The organism is Streptomyces sp. NPDC051041 (genome assembly GCF_044456065.1).
GTDB lineage: Bacteria > Actinomycetota > Actinomycetes > Streptomycetales > Streptomycetaceae > Streptomyces > Streptomyces glaucus.
Map to the genome: position 1 here is coordinate 286,036 of NZ_JBITFM010000001.1, position 22,911 is coordinate 308,946.

Genomic DNA, 22,911 nt, shown 5'->3' on the forward strand with positions numbered 1-22,911 from the left:
ACAGTCGACGCGCCGTGCTCCAGCCGTGCGACGCGGCCGTTCCCGCAGTGCCGCCGGGTCTCCCCGGGGTCAGGACCAGCGGCCGGTGCGGCCGAGCAGCAGGGCGGCGGCCGCCGTGCCGGCGGTCGACGTGCGCAGCACGGTACGGCCGAGCACGTAGGCCTTCGCGCCCGCCTCCTCGAACAGCGCCAGCTCCTCGGGGGCGACCCCGCCCTCGGGGCCGACGACGAGCACGATGTCGCCCTCGGCGGGCAGCCCGGCCGTCGCCAGCGGCTCGTCGCCGCTCTCGTGGAGCACGGCGGCGAAGTCGGCCCGGGCGAGAAGCGCGGCGACCTGCCTGGTGGTCGCCGCGTCCGCGACCTCGGGGAAGCGGACCCGGCGGGACTGCTTGCCGGCCTCCCGGGCCGTGGCCCGCCACTTGGCGAGGGACTTCAGCCCCCGCTCGCCGCGCCACTGCGTGACGCAGCGCCCCGCCTGCCACGGCACGATCGCGTCGACGCCGACCTCGGTCATCGTCTCGACGGCGAGTTCGCCCCGGTCGCCCTTGGGCAGCGCCTGGACGACGGTGATGCGGGGCTGCTCCGGCGGCTCCTCGCACACCGGGCCGAGCCGGACGATCAGCCGGTCCTTGCCCTCGGTGCCGAGCACCACGCAGTCCGCCCGGCGTCCGGCCCCGTCGGTGAGGACCACGTCCTCGCCGGGCCGCAGCCGCTTCACGGCGACGGCGTGCCGCCCCTCCGGGCCGTCGAGCACGTACCGTCCGCCGTCGTCCGCGTCGAAGTGCTCCACGACGAACACCGGCGCGGTCATCGGCCCGCACCCCCCGCCGCGGCTCCCGGCAACGCCGTCCTGGCGGCGGCGAGCTCATCCGCCAGCACCTCCACCAGCCGTCCCGCGGGCAGCTCGCGCGCCATGCGGTGTCCCTGCCCGGCCCACAGCGCCATGCCCTGCGCGTCGCCCGCCCGGGCGGCGGCCTTGCGCAGCGGCGCGGTCAGGTGGTGGACCTCCGGGTAGGCGGCGGGCGCGTAGGGGCCGTGCTCGCGCAGGAAGCGGTTGACCAGGCCGCGGGCCGGGCGTCCGGAGAAGGCGCGGGTCAGCTCCGTACGGACGAACAGCGGGTTGGTCAGCGCCTGCTTGTGCAGGGCGTGGGCGCCGGACTCGTGAGTGGCGAGGAACGCCGTGCCCAGCTGGGCCGCGCCGGCGCCGGCCGCGAGCACGGCGGCGATCTGGCCGCCACGCATGATGCCCCCGGCGGCGACGATCGGCAGGCTCACCGCCTCACGGACCTGGGCGACCAGCGACAGCAGGCCGATCCCGCGGCCGTCCGTCTCCGGGACGTCCCGGTGGGTGCCCTGGTGGCCGCCCGCCTCGACGCCCTGCGCGATCACCGCGTCCGCGCCCGCCCGCTCCACGGCCACGGCCTCCTCGGGGGTGGTCGCGGTGGCGAGCGTGAAGGTGCCGACGCGGTGCAGGGAGTCGATCACCTCGCGGGCCGGCACGCCGAAGTGGAAGGAGACCACCGGCACCGGGTTGTCGAGCAGGACGGCCAGCTTGGCGTCGTAACCGTCGTCACGGCCGCCGTCGGGGTCGCCTAGCTCGGTCTCGTACCAGGAGGCCTCGCCGGCCAGCTGGTGGGCGTAGAGGTCGACGGCGGCCGCGTGGGAGGCCGCCCCGCCGGCCGTCCCGGCGGCGCCCGTTCCGGCACCGGGGTGCTCGGGCTGCGGCACGAACACGTTGACGCCGAAGGGCCTGCCGGTCAGGCTCCGCAGCTGTTTGATCTCCTGGTACATGCCGTCGGCGGTCTTGTACCCGGCGGCGAGGAAACCGAGCCCGCCCGCCTCGCACACGGCGGCGGCGAGCTGCGGCACGGAGACGCCGCCCGCCATCGGGGCCTGCACGATCGGATGCGGGAAGAGATCGGTCAGTGCGGAGGACATGACCGCATGGTGTCACGTCCCCCGACCGAGTCCGAATCCGGCCTTCCGGCGGGCGCGGGCCGGCGGCGCACCCGGCGCCGCGGCCCCGGAACGCTCGTGTCAGCGCCCGTTGAACGCGTCCTTCAGCCGCGAGAAGAGGCCCTGCTGGCCGGGCTGGAACTGCCCCTGCGGGCGCTCCTCGCCGCGCAGCTTGGCCAGCTCCCGCAGCAGCCGTTCCTGCTCCGGGTCGAGCTTCGTCGGCGTCTGCACCTCGACATGCACCACCAGGTCGCCCCGGCCGCCGCCGCGCAGGTGGGTGACGCCGCGGCCGTGCAGGGGGATCGACTGCCCGGACTGGGTGCCGGGGCGGATGTCGACCTCCTCCATGCCGTCCAGCGTCTCCAGCGGCACCTTGGTGCCCAGGGCCGCCGCCGTCATCGGGATCGTCACCGTGCAGTGCAGGTCGTCGCCGCGCCGCTGGAACGTCGGGTGCGGCAGCTCGTGGATCTCGACGTAGAGGTCGCCGGCCGGGCCGCCGCCGGGGCCGACCTCGCCCTCGCCGGCGAGCTGGATGCGGGTGCCGTTGTCGACACCGGCCGGGATCTTGACGGTGAGGGTGCGGCGGGACCGCACGCGGCCGTCGCCGGCGCACTCCGGGCACGGGGTGGGCACGACCGTGCCGAAGCCCTGGCACTGCGGGCAGGGGCGGGAGGTCATGACCTGGCCCAGGAAGGACCGCGTGACCTGCGAGACCTCACCGCGGCCCCGGCACATGTCGCACGTCTGCGCCGAGGTGCCCGGCGCCGCGCCCTCGCCGTTGCAGGTGGTGCACACGACGGCCGTGTCGACCTGGAGGTCCTTCGTCGTGCCGAAGGCGGCCTCGTCGAGCTCGACCTCGATGCGGATCATCGCGTCCTGGCCGCGGCGGGTGCGCGAGCGCGGCCCGCGCTGCGACGCCGTGCCGAAGAACGCGTCCATGATGTCGGAGAAGTTCCCGAAGCCGCCGGCCCCGAAGCCGCCCGCGCCGGCGCCGCCGGACTGCGAGAGCGGGTCGCCGCCGAGGTCGTAGACCTGCTTCTTCTGCGGGTCCGACAGCACCTCGTAGGCGGCGTTGATCTCCTTGAACCGCTCCTGGGTCTTCGGATCGGGGTTGACGTCCGGATGCAGCTCGCGCGCGAGCCGCCGGAAGGCCTTCTTGATCTCTTCCTGCGACGCGTCGCGGCGCACGCCGAGTACGGCGTAGTAGTCCGTGGCCACCTACGACTCCGCCAGGATCTGTCCGACGTACCGTGCCACTGCGCGTACCGCTCCCATCGTTCCCGGGTAGTCCATGCGGGTCGGTCCGACCACGCCGAGCTTGGCGACAGCCTCGCCGCCCGAACCGTAGCCGACCGACACGACGGACGTGGAGTTGAGTCCTTCGTGGGCGTTCTCGTGACCGATGCGGACGGTCACTCCCGGATCCTTGGCCTCGCCGAGCAGCTTCAGGAGGACGACCTGCTCCTCCAGCGCCTCCAGCACCGGCCGGATCGTGAGGGGGAAGTCGTGCGCGAAGCGGGTCAGGTTGGCGGTGCCGCCGATCATCAGCCGCTCCTCGTTCTCCTCGACGAGTGTCTCCAGGAGAGTGGAGAGCACCGTCGAGACCGTACCGCGGTCCTCGACCTCGAAGGCCTCGGGCAGGTCCTCCACCAGGCTCGGCACGTCCGTGAAACGGCGGCCCGCGACCCGGCTGTTGAGCCGTGCCCGCAGATCCGCCAGCGACGTCTCGCCGAAGGGCGCCGGGCAGTCGATCACACGCTGCTCGACCCGCCCGGTGTCCGTGATCAGGACGAGCATCACGCGCGCGGGAGCGAGCGGGAGCAGCTCCACATGGCGCACCGTCGACCGGGTCAGCGACGGGTACTGCACGACGGCGACCTGCCGGGTCAGCTGCGCGAGCAGCCGCACGGTGCGCGCCACCACGTCGTCGAGGTCGACGGCGCCCTCGAGGAAGTTCTGGATCGCGCGCCGCTCGGGCGGGCTCATCGGCTTCACGCCGGCCAGCTTGTCCACGAACAGGCGGTAGCCCTTGTCGGTGGGGATGCGCCCGGCGCTGGTGTGCGGCTGGGCGATGTACCCCTCCTCCTCCAGGGCCGCCATGTCGTTGCGGACGGTGGCCGGGGAGACGCCGAGGTTGTGCCGCTCGGTGAGCGCCTTCGAACCGACGGGCTCCTCGGTGCCGACGTAGTCCTGGACGATGGCGCGCAACACCTGAAGCCTGCGTTCACTGAGCATCCGCGCACACCTCCAGAAGTCGTCCGACCGCTCGGTCCTCTTCCCTGGTCCCTGGCACTCGGCGCGTGCGAGTGCCAGACTTCCCCGGCCAAGTGTACGGCCGTGGGGTACGCCCCGGGCAAGGCCGGGGCGTACCGCCGTGCCGGGAGGGCACGCCACCGCTAGCGTCGCCGTATGACGGTGACTTGGGAAGAGGCGGGGTGGGAGCGGGTGGCCGCCGGGGTGGGACGGCGCCGGCTGCCGGTGTGGGACTGCACCGCGGGGCTCGTCGTCGGCGCGGACGCGGTCCTGCTGATCGACGCCGGGTCGAGCCTGGCGGAGGGGGCGCGGCTGCGGGCCGAGGCGCGGCGGCTCGCCGGCCGGGATGTGACGCATCTCGCGCTGACCCATCCCCATTTCGACCATGTCTTCGGGGCGGCGGCGTTCGCGGGCGCGGAGGTGTTCGCGGCGGCCGGCGCGGACGGGGTGCTCACGCGCCGGCGCGGCCGCGAGGAGCTGCGCGCGGACGCGGTCCGCAACGGCCTGGACGCCCGGTCGGCCGAGGAGGCGGCGGAGCTGCTGGCCGCGCCGCGCCACCCGGTGCGCGGGGAGCGGGTCCTCGACCTGGGCGGCGGCCGCCGGGCGGTGCTGGCGGACGTGGGACCGGGGCACACCGCGCACGACCTGGCCGTGCTGGTGCCGGGCGACCCGGGGGTGGTGTTCTGCGGCGACCTGGTGGAGGAGTCCGGCGAACCCCAGGCCGGCCCGGACGCCGTGCCGTCCCGGTGGCCCGCCGCCCTCGACCGGCTGCTGGCCCTGGGCGGCGAGGACGCGCGGTACGTGCCCGGTCACGGAGCGGTGGTGGACGCGGCGTTCGTCCGGGCGCAACGGGACGCGCTGGCGGCGCGGTTCGGCGTGTCTGCGTGATCGCCCGCCGGCTTCTCCTATCGTCGTTCGAATGCGACAGTACTCGCCCGATCTGACCCCGCCGTGGAAGAAGTCGCAGCCGGCCCCGGAGGTCCCCGCGGATCCCGGCCTGGTCGTCGAGGAGGCGGGCACCGGCTTCTGCGGCGCGGTGATCCGCTGCGAGGCGGGCACGGTGACGCTGGAGGACCGCTTCGGCAAGCACCGCGTGTTCCCGTTGCAGCCGCGCGGCTTCCTGCTGGAGGGCCGGGTGGTGACGCTGGTCCGGCCGGCCGCGAAGGCGCCGGCCCGGCCCGCCCGCACCGCCTCCGGCTCGGTGGCCGTCCCCGGTGCCCGCGCGCGCGTGGCCCGGGCCGGGCGGATCTACGTGGAGGGCCGGCACGACGCGGAGCTGGTCGAGAAGGTCTGGGGCGACGACCTGCGCGTCGAGGGCGTGGTCGTGGAGTACCTGGAGGGCGTGGACGACCTGCCGTCGGTCGTGGAGTCCTTCGCGCCGGGGCCGGACGCGCGGCTGGGCGTGCTCGTGGACCATCTCGTGCCGGGCACGAAGGAGTGGCGCATCGCGGAGTCGGTGACGAGCGAGCACGCCCTGGTGGTGGGCCACCCGTTCGTCGACATCTGGGCGGCGGTGAAACCCTCGTCGCTCGGCATCGGGGCGTGGCCGCGGGTGCCGCGCGGGCAGGACTGGAAGACGGGGGTGTGCCGGGCGCTGGGGTGGCCGGAGAACACCGGGGCCGCCTGGCAGCGGATCCTGGGGCGGGTGCGGTCCTACAAGGACCTGGAGCCGGAGCTGCTGGGGCGGGTGGAGGAGCTGATCGACTTCGTCACGGCGCAGCCGTGAGCGGTGGCAGCCTGCGGACCGGGCCGGCCTCCCGCAGCGGTTCACCCGCCGGAGTGATCAGTCCACCAGGTCCCTGACCACCGCGTCCGCGAGCAGCCGCCCCCGCAGGGTCAGCGCCGCACGCCCCTCCTCGTACGGCCCCCGCCGCAGGAGCCCGTCCGCCAGCGCCCTGCGGGACGCGGCCAGGCCCTCCTCGCGCAGCAGGTCCAGCGGCACCCCCTCGCGCAGCCGCAGCTCCAGCAGGATCCGCTCCACCCGGCGGTCCTCCTCGCTCAGCAGCTCCCGGCCGGCGCCCGGCGACCGGCCCGCCGCCAGCGCCGCCGCGTACGCGCCCGGGTGCTTGGCGTTCCACCAGCGCACGCCGCCGACGTGGCTGTGCGCGCCGGGGCCCGCGCCCCACCAGTCGGCGCCGCGCCAGTACAGCTCGTTGTGCAGGCACCGGCCCGCGTCGGAGGCGGCCCAGTTGGACACCTCGTACCAGGCGAAGCCCGCCGCCGACAGGGTCTCCTCGGCGATCAGGTAGCGGTCGGCGTGGACGTCGTCGTCGGTCATGGGGATCTCGCCGCGCCGGATGCGGCGGGCGAGCTGCGTGCCCTCCTCGACGATCAGGGCGTAGGCGCTGACGTGGTCCGGGCCGGCGCCGAGGGCCGCGTCCAGCGAGGCCCGCCAGTCGTCGTCGGACTCGCCGGGGGTGCCGTAGATCAGGTCCAGGTTGACGTGGTCGAAGCCGGCCGCGCGGGCCTCGGCCACGCACGCCTCGGGGCGGCCCGGCGTGTGCGTGCGGTCGAGCACCCTCAGCACGTGCTGCTTCGCGCTCTGCATGCCGAAGGAGATCCGGTTGAAGCCGCCCGCCCGCAGTGCCGCCAGGTAGGCCGGGTCGACCGACTCCGGGTTGGCCTCCGTGGTGACCTCGGCGTCCGGGGCCAGCCCGAACTCGTCGCGGATCGCGCGCACCATCCGGACCAGGTCGTCGGCGGCCAGCAGCGTCGGCGTGCCGCCGCCGACGAACACCGTGCGGACCTCGCGCGGGTCGTCGCCGAGGACCTTGCGGGCGAGGCGGATCTCGTCGATCAGCGTGTCGGCGTAGTTGTCGCGGGAGGCGAGCACGCCGCCGGTGCCGCGCAGCTCGGTCGCGGTGTAGGTGTTGAAGTCGCAGTAGCCGCAGCGGGTCGCGCAGTACGGAACGTGCAGGTAGAACCCGAGGGGGCGGTCCGCGGCCCCGGCGAGCGCGGACGCGGGCAGCGCGCCGTCGGCGGGGACGGGTTCGCCGTCGGGAAGAGCGGAAGGCATGTCCTCCATTGTCCAGCACCCGCGCGGACTGCTACTCCGCCTGGAGCACCAGCAGCGCCAGGTCGTCCTCGGGGGGCCGCTCCCCGAACTCGTGGACGAGGCGGGTGATGCGCTCCGCGACCCCGTCCGCGGCCAGTCCCGCGCATCCGGCGAGCGCCGTCGCGAGCCCGTCCCCGTCGTCGAACTGGCGGGAGCCGGAGCGCCGCTCGGTCACCCCGTCCGTGACGCACAGCAGGGTGTCGCCGGGCCGCAGCTCGAAGGTCTCGCTGGCGTACGTCTCGTCCTCGACGACGCCGAGCAGGGTCTGCGGCCGGGCGGCGGCGCGGACGTCGCCGCCGGGGCCGAGGAGCAGCGGCAGGGGGTGTCCGGCGCAGGCGAGGGTGCAGCGGACGCCGCCGTCGAAGGGGACCAGCTCGCCGTACAGGAGGGACAGGAAGCGGGTCTGCGGGCCGTCGCCGGGGCCGAGGGGGGCGACCAGCGCGCGGGCCGCCGCGTCCGCGGCCTCGGTGGCGTCGTCGAGGAGGAGCTGGTTGAGGCGGTCGAGGACGTCGGCGACGCCGTACCCCTCGCGGGCCAGCAGCCGCAGCCAGGGCCGGGCCAGGCCGATGACGACGGCGGCCTCCGGGCCCTTGCCCTGGACGTCGCCGACGGCGAAGCACCAGCGGCCGGCGCCGGCCGGGAACAGGTCGTAGAAGTCGCCGCTGGGCCCGCCCTGGTCGCAGGGCTCGTAGACCAGGGCACTGCGCATGCCGGGGATCTCGGCGACGGCTCCGGGCAGCAGGCCGCGCTGGAGGATCTCGCTGATGGTGGCCTGCCGGGCGTACTGGCGGGCGGCGCCGATGGCGAGCGCGACCCGGCGGCCGAGGTCCTCGACGAGGCCGGTGACCTCGTCGGGGAAGCGGGGCGTGCCGGCCCGCCCGATGACCAGCGTGCCCAGCGGCCGGCCGCCCGCGACCAGCCGGTAGGCGAGCGCCGCGCCGGGCTCCTCGTCCGGCAGGCCGGGATAGGGGTGGGCGACGGGCCCGGTGTCCAGCGGGTCGGCCGGGTGCGGCGGGTCCTTCTCCAGGGCCCGGCGCAGGTCCTCGATGCGGCTCTCGCTGCCGTGCCAGACGCGGGCGAGGCGCGGCCCGGGCGCCCCGGCGGGCGCGCTCCGGCCTCCCCCGCTCCCGGCCCCCCAGCGGCCCATCGCCTCGTCCTCCAGCCACACCCCGCACCAGTCGGCGAGCCGGGGCACGATCAGCTGCCCGGTGAGCGCGGCGACCAGGTCCTCGTCGAGCTGCCCGGCCAGCAGGTCGGACGCCTCGGCCAGGAAGGACAGGGCACCGCGGCCCAGCCAGTCCCGGTCGCCCCCGGCGCGGCGGGCCTCCCCCCGCCCGAGCGCGTCCGACGGCGGGAAGGGCTCGGGCGCGAGCATCCCGGCCAGCCGGAGTCCGCGCCCCAGGGTGCCCTCCCCGGCGTACGCCGCCGTCTCCTCGCCGGGCGGGCGGCCCACGACGGGCAGCCGGGCCCACACCGTCTTGGTGCCCGTGCGGTAGGTGATGCCCCAGGCATCCGAGAGCGCGGCGACCAGCCGCAGGCCGCGCCCGTACTCCGGCGTGTCGTGGGGCGGCTCGGGGTCGCCGCCGCGGGGAGCGCGCGAGGGGTGGTGGTCGGCGACCTCGACGAGGAGCGCGCCGGTCGCCTCCAGCCGGCAGGTCAGTTCGACGTCGGTGCCGGCGTGGACGACGGCGTTGGTGACCAGCTCGCTGACGACCAGCAGGGCGTCGTCGGCGAGGCGTTCGGTGAGGTGTTCGGCGCCGGGCAGGCCGCGGCCGGTCCAGTCGGCGAGGGAGTCCCGCACCAGCGCGCGGGCGGCGCCGGGGGCGTGGGGGCCGCCGGTGAGGATGGTGGTGTGCGCGCAGGCGTGCGCCGGGGCGGTGAGCGCGGGGGCGGTGAGCGCTCCCGGCGCGGCTCCCTCCGGCTCGGGTGCCGGCGCGAAGGCCCCCGGCGCGGGTTCAGGCACCTCGGCGGCACGGGAAGGCGTCTCCCGTTGCGTCGGAATGGCCCTCATGGACAGCTCCCCGGGCAGTTCGTACGGATACGCCGCAGTCGATGCCGACAGGGTGACAGACCGGCCACGCCCATGAGCACCGAGTTACCGAAGTGAGCCGCGATAAGTGAGAACAGTGATACGCATGTGCTCGAAGATGGTCAAAAAGAGTGACAGGTTCGAGCATTTGGCCGGTGTCCCCCGCTCACCGCGACGCCCGCCGCCCCTGACGGCGACTTCCCGAGGGGGCCGGAAACAAGCCCTGGGAGCGGGGCCGAACGCACCGCGGCCCGCCGCCGGGCCGCCCCGGTGACGACCCGTCCGCGCGAGCCGGGCCGCACGGAGGCCCGGCCGGGGCCAGTACGGGAACGGCCGGGCGGGGCGGGCACCGGGCGGGCGGGGCGGATGCCTGCCGGGCGGGCAGGCATGAGGGGCGGCCGCGCGGGCGCCGCCGACGGGCCCGCCCGCTTTCTACGCCTCGCGCGTGCCCTCGTACATCTCCTCGATCAGGTGCTTGTACTCCCGCTCGACGACGGGCCGCTTCAGCTTCAGGCTCGGCGTGATCTCGCCGTGCTCGACGTCGAGGTCACGCGGCAGCAACCGGAACTTCTTGATCGTCTGCCACCGCTGCAGCCCGGCGTTGAGCTGCTGCACGTACCCGTCGACCATCCCGACCGTGGCCGGCGCGGCCACGATCTCCGCGTACGGCCTGCCCTCCAGCCCGTTCTCCTTCGCCCACTCGGTGATCGCCGCCTCGTCGAGCGCGATGAGCGCGGTGCAGTAGTTCCGGTCGGCCCCGTGCACCAGGATGTTGGACACGTACGGGCAGATCGCCTTGAACCGGCCCTCCACCTCGGCGGGCGCGACGTACTTGCCGCCGGACGTCTTGATCAGGTCCTTCTTGCGGTCGGTGATGCGCAGGTAGCCGTCGGGCGACAGCTCGCCGATGTCCCCGGTGTGGAACCAGCCGTCCGGTTCCAGCACCTCGGCGGTCTTGTCGGGCAGCTTGTGGTAGCCCTGCATGATGCCGGGCCCGCGCAGCAGGATCTCCCCGTCGTCCGCGATGCGCACCTCCGTGCCGGGCAGCGGCTTGCCGACCGTGCCGGTGCGGTAGGCCTCGCCGGGGTTCACGAAGGACGCCGCGGAGGACTCGGTCAGGCCGTAGCCCTCCAGGATGTGGACCCCGGCGCCCGCGAAGAAGTACCCGATCTCCGGCGCGAGGGCGGCCGAGCCGGAGATGCAGGCGCGCAGCCGGCCGCCGAACGCCTCGCGGATCTTGGAGTAGACGAGGGCGTCGGCGACCTTGTGCTTGACGGAGAGGCCGAAGGGCGCGGTGCGGTTGCCGGTGCGGCGGAAGTTGTCCTGGGTGACCTTGGCGTACTCGCGGGCGACCTCGGCGGCCCACTGGAAGATCCTGTACTTGGCGGCGCCGCCGGCCTTCGCCTTGGCCGCGACCCCGTTGTAGACCTTCTCGAAGATGCGCGGCACGGCGGCCATGTACGTCGGCCGCACGACCGGCAGATTCTCGATGATCTTGTCGACGCGGCCGTCGACGGCGGTGACGTGCCCGACCTCGATCTGGCCGGAGGTGAGCACTTTGCCGAACACGTGCGCGAGCGGCAGCCACAGGTACTGCACGTCCTCACCGGTGACCAGCCCGGTCGCGGCGATCGCCTTCGCCATGTACGCCCAGCTGTCGTGCGGCAGGCGCACGCCCTTGGGGCGGCCGGTGGTGCCGGAGGTGTAGATGAGGGTGGCCAGCTGGTCCTTGGTGATGGCGCCGACCCGCTCCCTGACCAGGTCGGGGTCCTTCTCCAGCCGGGCCGCGCCCCGGCTCTCCAGCTCGGCCAGGGTGAGCACCCGGTCGCCGGTCTCGGCCCCGGCCGGGTCGATGACCACGATGTGCGTGAGGTCGGGCAGCCCGGCGCGCTTCTCCCGCACCTTGGCCAGCTGCTCGGCGTTCTCCGCGATGAGCACCCTGCTCCCGGAGTCGGAGAGGATGTACGCCGACTCGTCGGCGTTGGTCTGCGGGTAGACCGTCGTCGTGGCCGCGCCCGCGCACAGGATGCCCAGGTCGGCGAGGATCCACTCGACCCGCGTCGCGGAGGCCAGCGCCACCCGCTCCTCCGGCCGCACGCCCAGCTCGATCAGGCCGGCCGCGATCGCGCCGACCCGCTCGGCGGTCTGCGCCCAGGTCAGCGTCTTCCAGTCGTCGGGGCCCTGCCCCGAGGCCGGAGGGACGGGATAGCGGTATGCCTCGGCGTCCGGGGTGGCCGCCACGCGCTCCAGGAAGAGGGCCGCCACGGACGGCGGTCGGTTCTCGATCAGTGTCTGCGTGTCGCTCACGACATCCTCCGGGGCCCGCGACGGTGCGGCTGACTCAGTTGCGGCTGACGGTTCCTGCTGTGTGTCACTCGAGGGCGGCTGTTTAACTCACGAGTAACTAGTGAGTGGAGATCAGGGTAGAGCGCGACCGGTCCTCGCGTAAGGGGCCGCGTCCTGTCACTTCCTACAGAGCCCGGGCGCCCGCACGCGCAGGGGCCCGCCGCACTTTCGTACAGCGGGCCCCTGTTCCACCCGGTTCGCCGGGTAACCGCCGGTAAGGCGGTACCGCCGGGCGACTACTTCTTGGCCTTGCCCGACCCCGCGCTGTCATCGCTGGAGAGCACGGCGATGAACGCCTCCTGCGGAACCTCCACGGACCCCACCATCTTCATCCGCTTCTTGCCTTCCTTCTGCTTCTCCAGCAGCTTCCGCTTGCGGGAGATGTCACCGCCGTAGCACTTGGCGAGGACGTCCTTGCGGATGGCGCGGATGGTCTCGCGGGCGATCACCCGGGAGCCGATGGCGGCCTGCACCGGCACCTCGAAGTTCTGCCGCGGGATCAGCTCCTTGAGCTTGGCGACCAGGCGGACGCCGTACGCGTACGCCTGGTCCTTGTGGGTGATCGCCGAGAAGGCGTCGACCTTGTCGCCGTGCAGCAGGATGTCGACCTTGACGAGCGAGCTGCTCTGCTCGCCGGTCGGTTCGTAGTCCAGCGAGGCGTAGCCCCGGGTCTTGGACTTCAGCTGGTCGAAGAAGTCGAAGACGATCTCGGCGAGCGGCAGGGTGTACCGGATCTCCACCCGGTCCTCGGAGAGGTAGTCCATGCCGAGCAGGGTGCCGCGCCGGGTCTGGCACAGCTCCATGATCGCGCCGATGAACTCGGTGGGGGCGAGGATCGTGGCCCGGACCACCGGCTCGTAGACCTCGGCGATCTTCCCCTCGGGGAACTCGCTCGGGTTGGTGACGACGACCTCGGTGCCGTCCTCCATGATCACCCGGTAGACCACGTTGGGCGCGGTGGCGATCAGGTCGAGCCCGAACTCGCGCTCCAGCCGCTCCCGGATCACGTCCAGGTGGAGCAGGCCGAGGAAGCCGACGCGGAAGCCGAAGCCGAGGGCCGCGGAGGTCTCCGGCTCGTAGACCAGGGCGGCGTCGTTGAGCTGGAGCTTGTCGAGCGCCTCGCGCAGCTCGGGGTAGTCCGACCCGTCGAGCGGGTACAGCCCGGAGAACACCATCGGCTTGGGGTCCTTGTACCCGCCGAGCGCCTCCGTGGCCCCCTTCTGCTGGCTGGTGACGGTGTCACCGACCTTGGACTGGCGGACGTCCTTCACACCGGTGATCAGGTAGCCCACCTCGCCCACGCCGAGGCCGTCCGCGCCGATCATCTCGGGCGAGTTGACGCCGATCTCCAGCAGCTCGTGGGTCGCGCCCGTGGACATCATCCGGATCCGCTCACGCTTGTTGAGCTGCCCGTCGATGACCCGGACGTACGTCACGACGCCGCGGTAGGAGTCGTAGACCGAGTCGAAGATCATGGCGCGGGCGGGGGCGTCCGCGACGCCGACCGGGGCGGGGATCTCCTCGACGACCCTGTCGAGGAGCGCCTCGACGCCCAGGCCCGTCTTGGCGGACACCTTGAGCACGTCGCCCGGCTCGCACCCGACGAGGTTGGCGAGCTCCTCGGCGAACTTCTCGGGCTGGGCCGCGGGAAGATCGATCTTGTTCAGCACGGGGATGATCGTGAGGTCGTTCTCCATCGCCAGGTAGAGGTTGGCGAGGGTCTGCGCCTCGATGCCCTGGGCGGCGTCGACCAGGAGGATGGTCCCCTCGCAGGCGGCGAGCGACCGCGAGACCTCGTAGGTGAAGTCGACGTGCCCCGGGGTGTCGATCATGTTGAGGATGTGCGTGTTGCCCGGGTCGTGGGTGGGGGCCCACGGCAGACGCACCGCCTGGGACTTGATCGTGATGCCGCGCTCGCGCTCGATGTCCATGCGGTCGAGGTACTGAGCGCGCATCTGCCGCTGCTCGACCACACCGGTCAGCTGGAGCATCCGGTCGGCGAGCGTGGACTTGCCGTGGTCGATGTGCGCGATGATGCAGAAATTGCGGATCAGAGCCGGGTCGGTACGGCTCGGCTCGGGCACATGGCTAGGGATCGCGGGCACGCAGGGTCCTGATTCTTGAGGCGTCCGCAGTGTCTGCGGTCTCGGGTCGGATCGATACGTAGGTTCCATGGTCCCACGGGCGGGGAGCATGGACGGGTTTGGGCTGCGAATGGGCCCGCTGGTAGTCTGAGTGGCTGTGTCTCATGCCCTCTCCGCAGGAGGCACACCTCCAAGAAATCACCGGTGCGGGACCCTGTGCGGCCCCGTGCCAGAACCTGTAGAGGCTCATTCGTGGCGAACATCAAGTCCCAGATCAAGCGGATCAAGACCAACGAGAAGGCCCGGCTGCGCAACAAGGCCGTCAAGTCCTCCCTGAAGACCGCGATCCGCAAGGCCCGTGAGGCTGCCGCCGCGGGTGACGTCGAGAAGGCCGTGGAGTACCAGCGCGCTGCCGCGCGCCAGCTCGACAAGGCCGTCTCCAAGGGCGTCATCCACAAGAACCAGGCCGCCAACAAGAAGTCGGCGCTGGCTCAGAAGGTCGCCGCGCTCAAGGGCTGAACCCCTTCTTGATCTGAGCGGGTCCACGCGTACCCGTACGCACCGGATCCGGCCGCTGGAAGGACCAGGGCGGGCCCTCTCTCATCCGCCCCCGACCGGCACCCCCGAGTTCGTCCGCGGCCTGCGTTCGCCACGCGGGGACGGGCTCACCAGCTCGAACCGAAGGCCCCGCCTTCCGCTCTTCCCCAGGGCGGTGGGCGGGGCCTTCGGCGTGGGCGGAGTCCTTCGCGAGCCCCCCTACCGAGGGGATCCGGGTCGTACGAGGGGATCGGGAGGCGTACGAGGGGGGCCAGGAGGCGTGGGTGAGGGGCCGGACGCCGTGGCGGAGGTCCCCGAGGCCGTACCAGGGGATCCGGGGTCATGACCAGAAGTCGTTGCTGTGGTCGATGTCCTCGACGCACTCGTCGAGATCCGTGACCTTGTCGCCGACGATCCGGAAGACGATGCACCCCGTCTGGTCCAGGCGCTTGCCCTGGCGTTCGGCCGTCAGGCGGCTCACGCCGACCACATGGCCCCGGCCGTCGGCGCAGACGCTGCTCAGGTCGACGCGCATCGTCCCGTTCGTCTCCTCGGCGAGCCGCCGGTAGAAGTCGATGATCGCGTCCTGGCCCTTGTGGTCACCCGCCAGCGGATGAGTGCCGGGCACGTGCTGCGTCGCGTCCATCGCGAGCAGTGCGCGCAGGGCGTCCATGTCGCCGCGGGAGAAGGCCTCGTAGCCCTTGCGGACCAGCGTCGCGTGCGGATGTTCAGCCATGACCGTCGCCGCCTTTCCCTGTCTGGCGATCCGGGCTGACAGATCCGATTCTCCTCCGTACGGCGGCCCCGGCCACTGGATCACGGCCCCGCCGGGCCACCGGACCCGCCGGGGACCGGTGCCGGTCCCCGGAGCACGTGCCCCGCCGGGCCGCCGGCGGCTCATGCGGCTCGCGGCGCCGCCCCTCGGCTCGCGGAGCTACCCGCGCCCCCGCGACCGCGCCGCCCGCGCGATGGTGACGACCGCCTTCTCCAAGGCGTACTCGGGATCGTCGCCGCCGCCCTTCACGCCCGCGTCGGCCTCGGCCACCGCGCGCAGGGCGACGGCCACCCCGTCCGGCGTCCAGCCCCGCATCTGCTGCCGCACCCGGTCGATCTTCCACGGCGGCATCCCCAGCTCACGGGCGAGGTCGGCGGGCCGGCCCCCACGCGCCGACGACAGCTTCCCGATCGCCCGCACGCCCTGCGCGAGCGCACTGGTGATCATCACCGGCGCCACCCCGGTGGCCAGCGACCACCGCAGCGCCTCCAGCGCCTCCGCCGCCCGTCCCTCGACCGCGCGGTCGGCGACCGTGAAGCTGGAGGCCTCCGCCCGCCCGGTGTAGTACCGCCCGACGACCGCCTCGTCGATCGTCCCCTCGACGTCCGCGACCAGTTGGGAGACCGCCGAGGCCAGCTCCCGCAGATCGCTCCCGATCGCGTCGACCAGCGCCTGGCAGGCCTCCGGCGTGGCCGACCGCCCTGCGGTCCGGAACTCCGCCCTGACGAAGGCCAGCCGGTCCGCCGGCTTCGTCATCTTCGGGCACGCCACCTCCCGCGCCCCCGCCTTGCGCACGGCGTCCAGCAGGCCCTTGCCCTTGGCCCCGCCCGCGTGCAGCAGCACCAGGACGATCTCCTCGGCGGGCGCCGCGAGATACGCCTTGACGTCCTTGACCGTGTCGGCCGAGAGGTCCTGCGCGTTGCGCACCACCACGACCTTGCGCTCCGCGAACAGCGACGGGCTGGTCAGCTCGGCAAGCGTGCCGGGCTGCAGCTGGTCGGGGGTCAGGTCGCGTACGTCCGTGTCGGCGTCGGCGGCCTTCGCGGCGGCCACCACCTCCTGCACCGCACGGTCGAGCAGGAGGTCCTCCTGGCCCACGGCGAGGGTCACCGGGGCGAGAGGGTCGTCGTTCGCAGTCTTCCTGGCCATCGCGACAAGCATCCCACGGGCCGCCGACAACGGGGACGGGGTCCGTCCGCTCCCGGGGCGGCCGCCTGCCGTGGAACCGGGTCCGCCCGGCTCAGGCCCGCCCCGGCGGCGCTACGGCTCCTCCCGCCATCCGTCCCACTCCGCGGCGAACTCGTCCAGTTCACCGGCGTCCAGCCGTTCCTCCTCGTCCCGCAGGACGAGGAGCCACTGCGCGTCCTCGGCGTCGTCCTCGCCGGCCAGCGCGTCCCGGACGAGCTGCGGTTCCTCGTCGATCCCGAACCGCTCCCCCAACGCCCGCGCCGCCTCCTCCGCGGCATCGCGGTCGGGCAGCACCAGCACATGTCTCACATCGCTCACGGAGCCATTGTCCGGCACCCGCCGATACGGCCGGCCGGCCCGGTCCCCGGGCACGACCCGCCTCCCGTGGCCGGCCCCACCACCACGACGCCCCGGCTGGCACCGCCTGCCGACGGGCCGTGAGGGCCTCGCCGGCGCGGCCCGTCGACGGCCCGGAGGCAGTGCTGCTGACGCGGCTTCACGAACGGAGCACCGGTGGCGCCGACGCGGTCCGCGTCATCCGTTCCGGTCCGGATGCCGCACCGGCGCCGCCGGCGGCGCCGCGCCGAGTTCGACGCCGAACCGGTCCGGTACGCCGCGAGCGCCTCCTCGTCCGGTGCCCTCCGGCACGATCCCTCCCCGGGACGGGCGGACGGATTCTCGAACGGCACGGTCCGCAGGTGCCGCAGGCGCGGCGCGCGCAACACCTCGCCGGCCGGTCGCGCCGGGTGCCCGGCCCCGGGCGCGGAAACAGGCGTCGACCTGTGCGGGCCCCATGCCCTCAGCCTCCCGCCACCCGCAGCTCCTCCGCCGTGCCCGCGACCGCGAGGGCCCCGTCCCGGTCCGTGCGCAGCACCATCGCGCCCCGGGCGCGCAGCGCCGCGACCGTGCCGGGTGCCGGATGTCCGTACGGGTTGTCCTCACCCGCGGAGATCAGCGCCAGCCGCGGGGCCGCACGGCGTATCAGGTCCGGGTCCTGGTACGCCGAGCCGTGGTGGGCCACCTTGAGCACGTCCACCCCGGACAGCGCCGCCGCGGCCGGGGACCTCGCCAGCGCCCGCTGGGCCGGGGGTTCGAGGTCCCCGAGCAGCAGCAGACGCAGCCCGGCCGTGCGGACCAGCAGGGTGACGCTGGCGTCGTTCGGCCCCTCCGGCTCCGGGCCCGGTGGGGGTGTCGCTCCGCTCACGCCGGGCCGGGGAGTCGACGGAGGCCACAGCACCTGCCAGGACAGCTCCCCGGCGCGCCGCTGTTCCCCGGCGACGGCCCGCGTCACCGGAATGCGCCGGGCGGCGGCCTCCCTCCGCACGAATGCGGCCTGGTCCGCGGGCTCCTCGAAACCGGTCGTCTCGATCGCGCCCACCGGCCGTCCGCGCAGCACGCCGGGCAGACCCGCCACGTGGTCGGCGTGGAAGTGGGTCAGGACGACCAGCGGGACCCTGGTGATGCCGAGCGCGCGCAGGCAGCGGTCGACGAGCACGGGATCGGGGCCGGCGTCCACGACCACGCCGGCCCCCTCGCCGGCCGCGAGGACCATCGCGTCGCCCTGCCCCACGTCGCACATCACCAGCCGCCAGTTCGGCGGCGGCCAGCCCGTGACCACCCTGGTCAGCGGTGGCGGCTGCACCACCGCCAGCACCAGCAGCACCCCGCAGGCCCCGCACCACCAGGGATGCCCCAGCAGCCGCCGGCCGGCCGACAGCACCGCCACCGTGACCAGGGCGAGCAGCGCCGCCCCGGTCCAGCTGCCCGGCCAGTCCACCCCCGCGCCGGGCAGCGCCGCCCCCGTACGCGCCACACCCGCGAGCCACTCGGCGGGCCAACTCGCGGCCCATGCGAGCGCCTTAGCCGCCGGCATCGCCACCGGAGCCGTCGCCAGCGCCGCGAAGCCCAGCACCGTGGCCGGCGCGATCGCGAACTCCGCGAGGAGGTTGCACGGCACCGCGACCAGGCTCACCCGCGCCGACAGCACGGCGACGACCGGTGCGCACACCGCCTGCGCGGCGGCCGCGGCGGCCAGCGCCTCGGCCGCCCGGGGCGGAACCCCGCGCCGCCGCAACGCGATGCTCCAGCGCGGCGCGAGCGTGAGGAGGGCGCCGGTGGCCAGGACGGAGAGCAAGAAGCCGTGACTGCGGGCCAGCCACGGGTCGTACAGCACCAGCAGCAGGACGGCCGTCGCCAGCGCCGGGATCAGCGACCGCCGGCGTCCGGTGAAGAGTGCCAGCAGTGCGACGGCTCCGCAGGCCGCGGCCCGCAGCACGCTGGGGTCCGGTCGGCACACGACGACGAATCCGAGCGCCAGCACACCGCCGAGCAGTGCGGTGGTCCGCAGGGAGACGCCCAGGCGGGGCGCCAGGCCGCGGCGCTCGCTGTGCTGGGCCAGGCCCGGCGGCCCGAGGAGCAGCGCGAGGATGATCGTGAGGTTGCTTCCGGAGACGGCCAGTGTGTGCGCGAGGTCGGTCTCCTTGAACGCCTCGTCCAGCTCCGGAGTGACGCGTGAGGTGTCCCCCACGACCAGCCCCGGCAACAGCGCCCGCGCGTCCGCCGGCAAGCCGTCGGTGGCCTCCCGCAACCCGGCCCGCAACCGCCCCGCCAGCCGCTGCGCCCCCGACGGCCCCGCCACCACGGCCGGCACGCCCTGGTCCCGCACCCGCAGCACCGCAGCGATCCGGTCCCCGCCCGTCAGCGCGGGCGCCGAGCGCGCGGTCACCCGCAGCCGGGTGGACGGCAGCAGACCGAGCCAGGGCGAGCTTCGCGGCCGGCCCGCGTGGGCCGACGCGCCGCCGTCAGCCGTACCACGGGCCGGTGGGCCGGCGGATGCCCCGTCAAAAACCGCCGATCCCGCCGACGCCCTGTCAAAGTCCGTGGCGCGGGCCGGCGCCCTCCCGGGAACGCGGCCGGCCGTCGCCGTGCCCACGTCCACGATCATCAGCACGGGCGTCCGCGTGGTCACCGCCGTCCCGCCCGCCCGCTCGACCCGCCGTACGTCCGCCTCGATCAGCACGGCGGCCGGAACCGCGTGCTCACCCGCGATCCGGGGGCGGGTGAGCCGGGGGTCGGAAGTGACCTCGACCTCGGCGGTCACGGCGGCGTACCGCCGTGCCAGTTCCGGTACGGGCCCGCGCCGCAGGTCCGCTCCGTGCAGCCCCGCGGAGGCGGCGGCCGCGGCGACGCCGAGCAGCACGGCGGCCACGGCGACCCGCGGCCACGCCCACCGCGCCGGCCCGTCGGAACGACCGCCCGGCGATCGGCTCCACCGCGCCGACAGCGACACACCCGCCACGGCCAGACAGACGACCACGACGCCGGCGACCCGTCCGGGCGGGTCGTCCACCATGAGCGCCGCCGTGGCCCAGGCGGCGAGCGCGGGCGGCACCAGGCGGAGGTCCGTCGGCCCCTCCTGCCGGGGGTGAGCCGCGCCGAGCCGCCTCCCGGAGGCGGCGTGAACCGGCCGCCGGGCACCGGCCGCGGGAGCGCCCGTGCCCGGATCGGCCGGTGTGACGCGCCCCGGCGGATCAGCGACGCGCCTCATGGCCGTACGAGATTCCGCAGGTCGGCGAAGCGGCGCTCGCCGATGCCGTTGACCTCGCGCAGTTCGTCCACGGAGCGGAAGCCGCCGTGCTGCGTGCGGTAGTCGATGATGTGCCGGGCCAGCACCGGGCCGACCCCGGGCAGTGTGTCGAGCTGCTCCACGGTGGCCGTGTTGAGGGAGAGCGGTGCGGCGGGTGCCGCTCCCGCCGCACCGCTCCCACCACCGGCGGCCGGTCCGCCGGCGGACCCGGCGACCGCGCCGCCCGGGCCGGCGCCCGCACCGGGGGCGGGAGCGCCGACGATCACCTGTTCGCCGTCCACGAGGAAACGGGCGCGGTTCAGCCCGTCGGTGTTCGTGCCGGGCCGGACCCCGCCCGCCGCCCGCAACGCGTCCGCGACCCGCGAACCGGCCGGCAGGCGATGGATCCCGGGTTCGCGGACCTTGCCGCTGACGTCCACGACGATCTGGGTACCGGACGTCCCCCCGGCCTTCGGCACGCCGGTGGCGGACCTCGGCGCGGATCCCTCACCGGTCTCCTGCGCGTCCTGCGGTCCCCGCTCGCCGTAGGGCGCCGCCACCACCTCGGGTGCCGGCACGGGCTGGGTTCGGCCGGCCCAGAAGTGCTGCACGGCGAAGGCCGCGGCGACCACCAGCACCACCGCGAGCGCGAGTACGCTCCGCCGTTCCATACCGCACCGCGCCTGCAGCCACACCGGCATCCGCTCCCGCAGCGCGAGCCCGGCCCGCTCCCGCCAGTCCCCCGCGCTCCGGTCGGCTCCGGCGTCCGCCACGGCGGCGACACCGCCAAGCCCGCCTTCCCGGCCCCCGCCCTCACCGGCCGGCTCCTCCTCCGGCGGGGACGCGGGAGGAGGCGTGTCGCGGCGTCCCCCCGCGGGCGGCCCCTTTCCCGACTCCCGCTCTTCCCCGGCCCGCTCGGCGAAGATCACCTGTGCGCGTCGGCGCAGTTCCTCCGCCGACGCATGACGGTGCCGCGGCCGGCCGTGGGCGGGGGGCCGTCGGCGGTGACGGGTACGGCCGTCGGACGCGGGTCCGCGGCCCGGACCGCTGGTCGCAGCCGCCGTGTGGGAACGTGATCGAAGTGCCATGCCGCGAGGATCGGGCACATCGGCGCACTCGCGGTGATCTTGCTCGATTCCCGGGGATCACCGCCCGGTTGTGGACAACTCCATCACCCGTACGGGTGCACCATGCCCGCACACCGGGCCGCGACGGCCGCACACCGGGCCGCCACACCCGCACCGCCCCCACGACACTGCCATCACCCGTGACGCCTCGCACCGGGCCGCCACACCGGCCCGTCCCGTGCCCGCCCCCGGTCCACCGCCTTCGACGCCGTTGCATCACCCCGGCGCCCGCGCCCCAGCATCTGCGCCCACGGCCCGGCGCCCACGCGACCCCACGCACCGCTCCCGGACCGGGCCTCACCGCGGCGAGACCACCACTCCCAGCAGTCCGGGCCCGGTGTGCGCCCCGATCACCGCCCCGACCTCGCTCACGTGCAGTTCGGCCAGTCCGGGCACCCGTGCCCGCAGCCGGTCCGCCAGGGCCGCCGCCCGGTCCGGAGCGGCGAGATGGTGGACCGCGATGTCCACCGGGGCGCCGCCCGCCCGGTCGGCCGCGATCTCCTCGAGGCGGGCGATCGCCCGCGACGCGGTCCGCACCTTCTCCAGCGGCTCGATCCGGCCACCGTTCAGCTGCAGCAGCGGCTTCACGGCGAGCGCGGACCCGAGCAGGGCCTGTGCGGCGCCGATCCGGCCGCCGCGGCGCAGGAAGTCGAGGGTGTCGACGTAGAAGTAGGCGGCCGTGCCCGCGGCCCGCTTCTCCGCGGCCGTGACGGCTTCGTCGACCGTGCCGCCCGTGTCCGCCGCCTCCGCCGCGGCGAGCGCGCAGAACCCGAGTGCCATGGCGACCATCCCGGTGTCCACGACGCGCACCGGCACCGGCGCCCGGCGCGCCGCGAGGACCGCCGCGTCGTAGGTGCCCGAGAGCTCCGCGGACAGGTGCAGGGAGACGATGCCGGTGGCACCGGACTCGGCGACCTTGCGGTAGGTCTCGGCGAAGAGCTCGGGGCTGGGACGGGAGGTGGTGACCGGCCGTCGCTTCTGCAGGGCCTGGGCCAGCGAACGGGTCGAGATCTCGGTGCCCTCTTCCAGTGCCCGGTCGCCGAGGACCACGGTCAGGGGCACCGTTGTGATGCCGTGGCGCTCCGTCGCCCGGGCCGGCAGGTAGGCCGTTGAATCGGTGACGATCGCGACATGGCGGGACATGAGCTGGAGGTTACCTGCCGTGACGCCCGTGCGGCAGCCCGGCTCCGTCGGCCGGGCCGCCGGGGGGCTCAAGTCGTGCTCTCGGGGCGGGTCTTCTTCTGCCAGGGGTAGGCGGGGCGCGGATCGGGCGGTGTGAGGGCGGGCCGCGTCGGCTCGTCCGCCGCGGCCGGCTCCGGGGTCTCCGGCCGGGTCCGCCGGGCGGCCGGGCCGTCGGCGGCCGGGGCCTCGGGCCACGGGGGTGGCGTGGCCGGCCGGTCCGTCTCCGTCCAGTGCCTGAGGGCGCCCGCCTCGACGTCGATCTGCGCGCTCAGCGTGTCCAGGTCGTCGTCGGCGAAGCGGCGGGCCCGGTCGCGGACCGCCCAGCGCAGGGAGTCCGCCGACCGGATGATGCGCTCGGTCCGCTCCCGCAGTCCGGGCAGACGCTCGGCGAGCGCGGCCCGGTCCGGTTCGGACTCCAGGCGCCTGAGTTCGCCGTCCAGGTCGTGCCCGTGCGCGCTGAGCCGCTCGAAGAGGGCCAGGGACTCCCTGAGGGACTCGTCCTCGGTCACCCGCGCGTGCAGCGCGTCCTGGGTGGCGCGCATCGACGTCCGCAGCTTGAGCCGCAGCTGGGCGATCTCGCCCGCCGGACCGGGCTGGGCGAAGGACTTGGCCCGCAGGGTGTGGTCCTCGACCGTGCGGCGGGCCTGCGTGAGCGTACGGTCCACGCCGCGCTTGGCGGCGCCGACCGCCTTCACCGTGGCGTACCCGCCGAGCGCGAGAAAGAGCAGGAAAAGCAGGGTGAAGACGGCGATCACTGCTTCCACGGGGCTCCTCCTCCGGCCCTTGGGCCCGTCGCGGCGCCCGTCGCGCCGCTC

At 74.5% G+C, this 22,911-nt stretch carries 18 protein-coding genes; 3 read left to right on the forward strand and 15 right to left on the reverse strand.

Translation table 11 applies throughout. The annotated features are described in order from the left end of the window. Positions 1 to 69: 69 nt before the first annotated feature. The 4 genes from ACIBAI_RS01305 to hrcA form a co-directional block, all read right to left on the reverse strand. A complete protein-coding gene (locus ACIBAI_RS01305; RefSeq protein WP_399030339.1) occupies positions 70 to 810 on the reverse strand; it encodes a 16S rRNA (uracil(1498)-N(3))-methyltransferase in 741 nt (246 codons plus the stop codon). Beyond that, positions 807 to 1,937, reverse strand: a complete 1,131-nt coding sequence (locus ACIBAI_RS01310) for a nitronate monooxygenase (RefSeq protein WP_399030340.1) — start codon at positions 1,935 to 1,937, stop codon at positions 807 to 809. Before ACIBAI_RS01310 ends, ACIBAI_RS01305 begins: the two co-directional genes overlap by 4 nt. 99 nt (positions 1,938 to 2,036) lie before the next feature. Beyond that, positions 2,037 to 3,173: a molecular chaperone DnaJ gene (gene dnaJ, locus ACIBAI_RS01315; protein ID WP_399030341.1), complete on the reverse strand. Its 1,137-nt coding sequence runs from the start codon at positions 3,171 to 3,173 to the stop codon at positions 2,037 to 2,039. Continuing rightward, entirely contained in the window at positions 3,174 to 4,190 is a 1,017-nt protein-coding gene (hrcA, locus tag ACIBAI_RS01320) for a heat-inducible transcriptional repressor HrcA (RefSeq protein WP_399030342.1), read from the reverse strand. 174 nt (positions 4,191 to 4,364) lie between these two features. Between hrcA and ACIBAI_RS01325 the strand changes: the two genes are divergently transcribed. Both ACIBAI_RS01325 and ACIBAI_RS01330 read left to right on the forward strand, forming a co-directional pair. Further along, positions 4,365 to 5,096 carry an MBL fold metallo-hydrolase gene (locus ACIBAI_RS01325; protein WP_399030343.1) on the forward strand — a complete coding sequence of 244 codons (732 nt, stop codon included), beginning with the start codon at positions 4,365 to 4,367 and terminating at the stop codon, positions 5,094 to 5,096. A gap of 31 nt (positions 5,097 to 5,127) precedes the next feature. Next, the gene (locus ACIBAI_RS01330; protein ID WP_399030345.1) at positions 5,128 to 5,934 is read left to right on the forward strand and encodes a DUF3097 domain-containing protein; all 807 of its coding nucleotides are present in this window, start codon (positions 5,128 to 5,130) and stop codon (positions 5,932 to 5,934) included. A 57-nt stretch (positions 5,935 to 5,991) separates the two neighbouring features. On the opposite strand, the gene hemW is transcribed toward ACIBAI_RS01330, so the two are convergent. From hemW to lepA, 4 genes are all read right to left on the reverse strand, one after another. Continuing rightward, on the reverse strand, positions 5,992 to 7,224 hold the full coding sequence (hemW, locus tag ACIBAI_RS01335) for a radical SAM family heme chaperone HemW (RefSeq protein ID WP_399030346.1): 1,233 nt from the start codon (positions 7,222 to 7,224) through the stop codon (positions 5,992 to 5,994). Positions 7,225 to 7,255: 31 nt separating this feature from the next. Further along, a complete protein-coding gene (locus ACIBAI_RS01340; protein ID WP_399030347.1) occupies positions 7,256 to 9,274 on the reverse strand; it encodes a SpoIIE family protein phosphatase in 2,019 nt (672 codons plus the stop codon). A 450-nt stretch (positions 9,275 to 9,724) separates the two neighbouring features. Then, on the reverse strand, positions 9,725 to 11,599 hold the full coding sequence (locus tag ACIBAI_RS01345; RefSeq protein ID WP_399030348.1) for an AMP-dependent synthetase/ligase: 1,875 nt from the start codon (positions 11,597 to 11,599) through the stop codon (positions 9,725 to 9,727). Positions 11,600 to 11,874: 275 nt separating this feature from the next. Further along, positions 11,875 to 13,743, reverse strand: coding sequence for a translation elongation factor 4 (lepA, locus tag ACIBAI_RS01350; protein ID WP_399030349.1), 1,869 nt, complete (start codon positions 13,741 to 13,743; stop codon positions 11,875 to 11,877). Between the two features lie 231 nt (positions 13,744 to 13,974). On the opposite strand from lepA, the gene rpsT reads away from it, so the two are divergent. Continuing rightward, entirely contained in the window at positions 13,975 to 14,241 is a 267-nt protein-coding gene (rpsT, locus tag ACIBAI_RS01355; protein ID WP_344602013.1) for a 30S ribosomal protein S20, read from the forward strand. 358 nt (positions 14,242 to 14,599) lie between these two features. On the opposite strand, the gene ACIBAI_RS01360 is transcribed toward rpsT, so the two are convergent. From ACIBAI_RS01360 to ACIBAI_RS01390, 7 genes are all read right to left on the reverse strand, one after another. Continuing rightward, complete coding sequence (locus ACIBAI_RS01360) at positions 14,600 to 14,995, reverse strand: nuclear transport factor 2 family protein (protein WP_399030350.1); 396 nt, start codon at positions 14,993 to 14,995, stop codon at positions 14,600 to 14,602. Between the two features lie 198 nt (positions 14,996 to 15,193). Next, the gene (gene holA / locus ACIBAI_RS01365; RefSeq protein ID WP_399030351.1) at positions 15,194 to 16,183 is read right to left on the reverse strand and encodes a DNA polymerase III subunit delta; all 990 of its coding nucleotides are present in this window, start codon (positions 16,181 to 16,183) and stop codon (positions 15,194 to 15,196) included. A 111-nt stretch (positions 16,184 to 16,294) separates the two neighbouring features. Then, the gene (locus ACIBAI_RS01370) at positions 16,295 to 16,540 is read right to left on the reverse strand and encodes a hypothetical protein (protein ID WP_399030352.1); all 246 of its coding nucleotides are present in this window, start codon (positions 16,538 to 16,540) and stop codon (positions 16,295 to 16,297) included. A gap of 481 nt (positions 16,541 to 17,021) precedes the next feature. Further along, entirely contained in the window at positions 17,022 to 19,769 is a 2,748-nt protein-coding gene (locus ACIBAI_RS01375) for a ComEC/Rec2 family competence protein (RefSeq protein WP_399030353.1), read from the reverse strand. After that, positions 19,766 to 20,875, reverse strand: a complete 1,110-nt coding sequence (locus ACIBAI_RS01380; RefSeq protein WP_399030354.1) for a helix-hairpin-helix domain-containing protein — start codon at positions 20,873 to 20,875, stop codon at positions 19,766 to 19,768. The genes ACIBAI_RS01375 and ACIBAI_RS01380 overlap by 4 nt, the downstream gene beginning before the upstream one ends. A 336-nt stretch (positions 20,876 to 21,211) precedes the next feature. After that, a complete protein-coding gene (locus ACIBAI_RS01385) occupies positions 21,212 to 22,057 on the reverse strand; it encodes a DegV family protein (RefSeq protein ID WP_399030355.1) in 846 nt (281 codons plus the stop codon). A gap of 68 nt (positions 22,058 to 22,125) precedes the next feature. Beyond that, positions 22,126 to 22,860 carry a hypothetical protein gene (locus ACIBAI_RS01390; RefSeq protein ID WP_399030356.1) on the reverse strand — a complete coding sequence of 245 codons (735 nt, stop codon included), beginning with the start codon at positions 22,858 to 22,860 and terminating at the stop codon, positions 22,126 to 22,128. Positions 22,861 to 22,911: the final 51 nt, after the last annotated feature.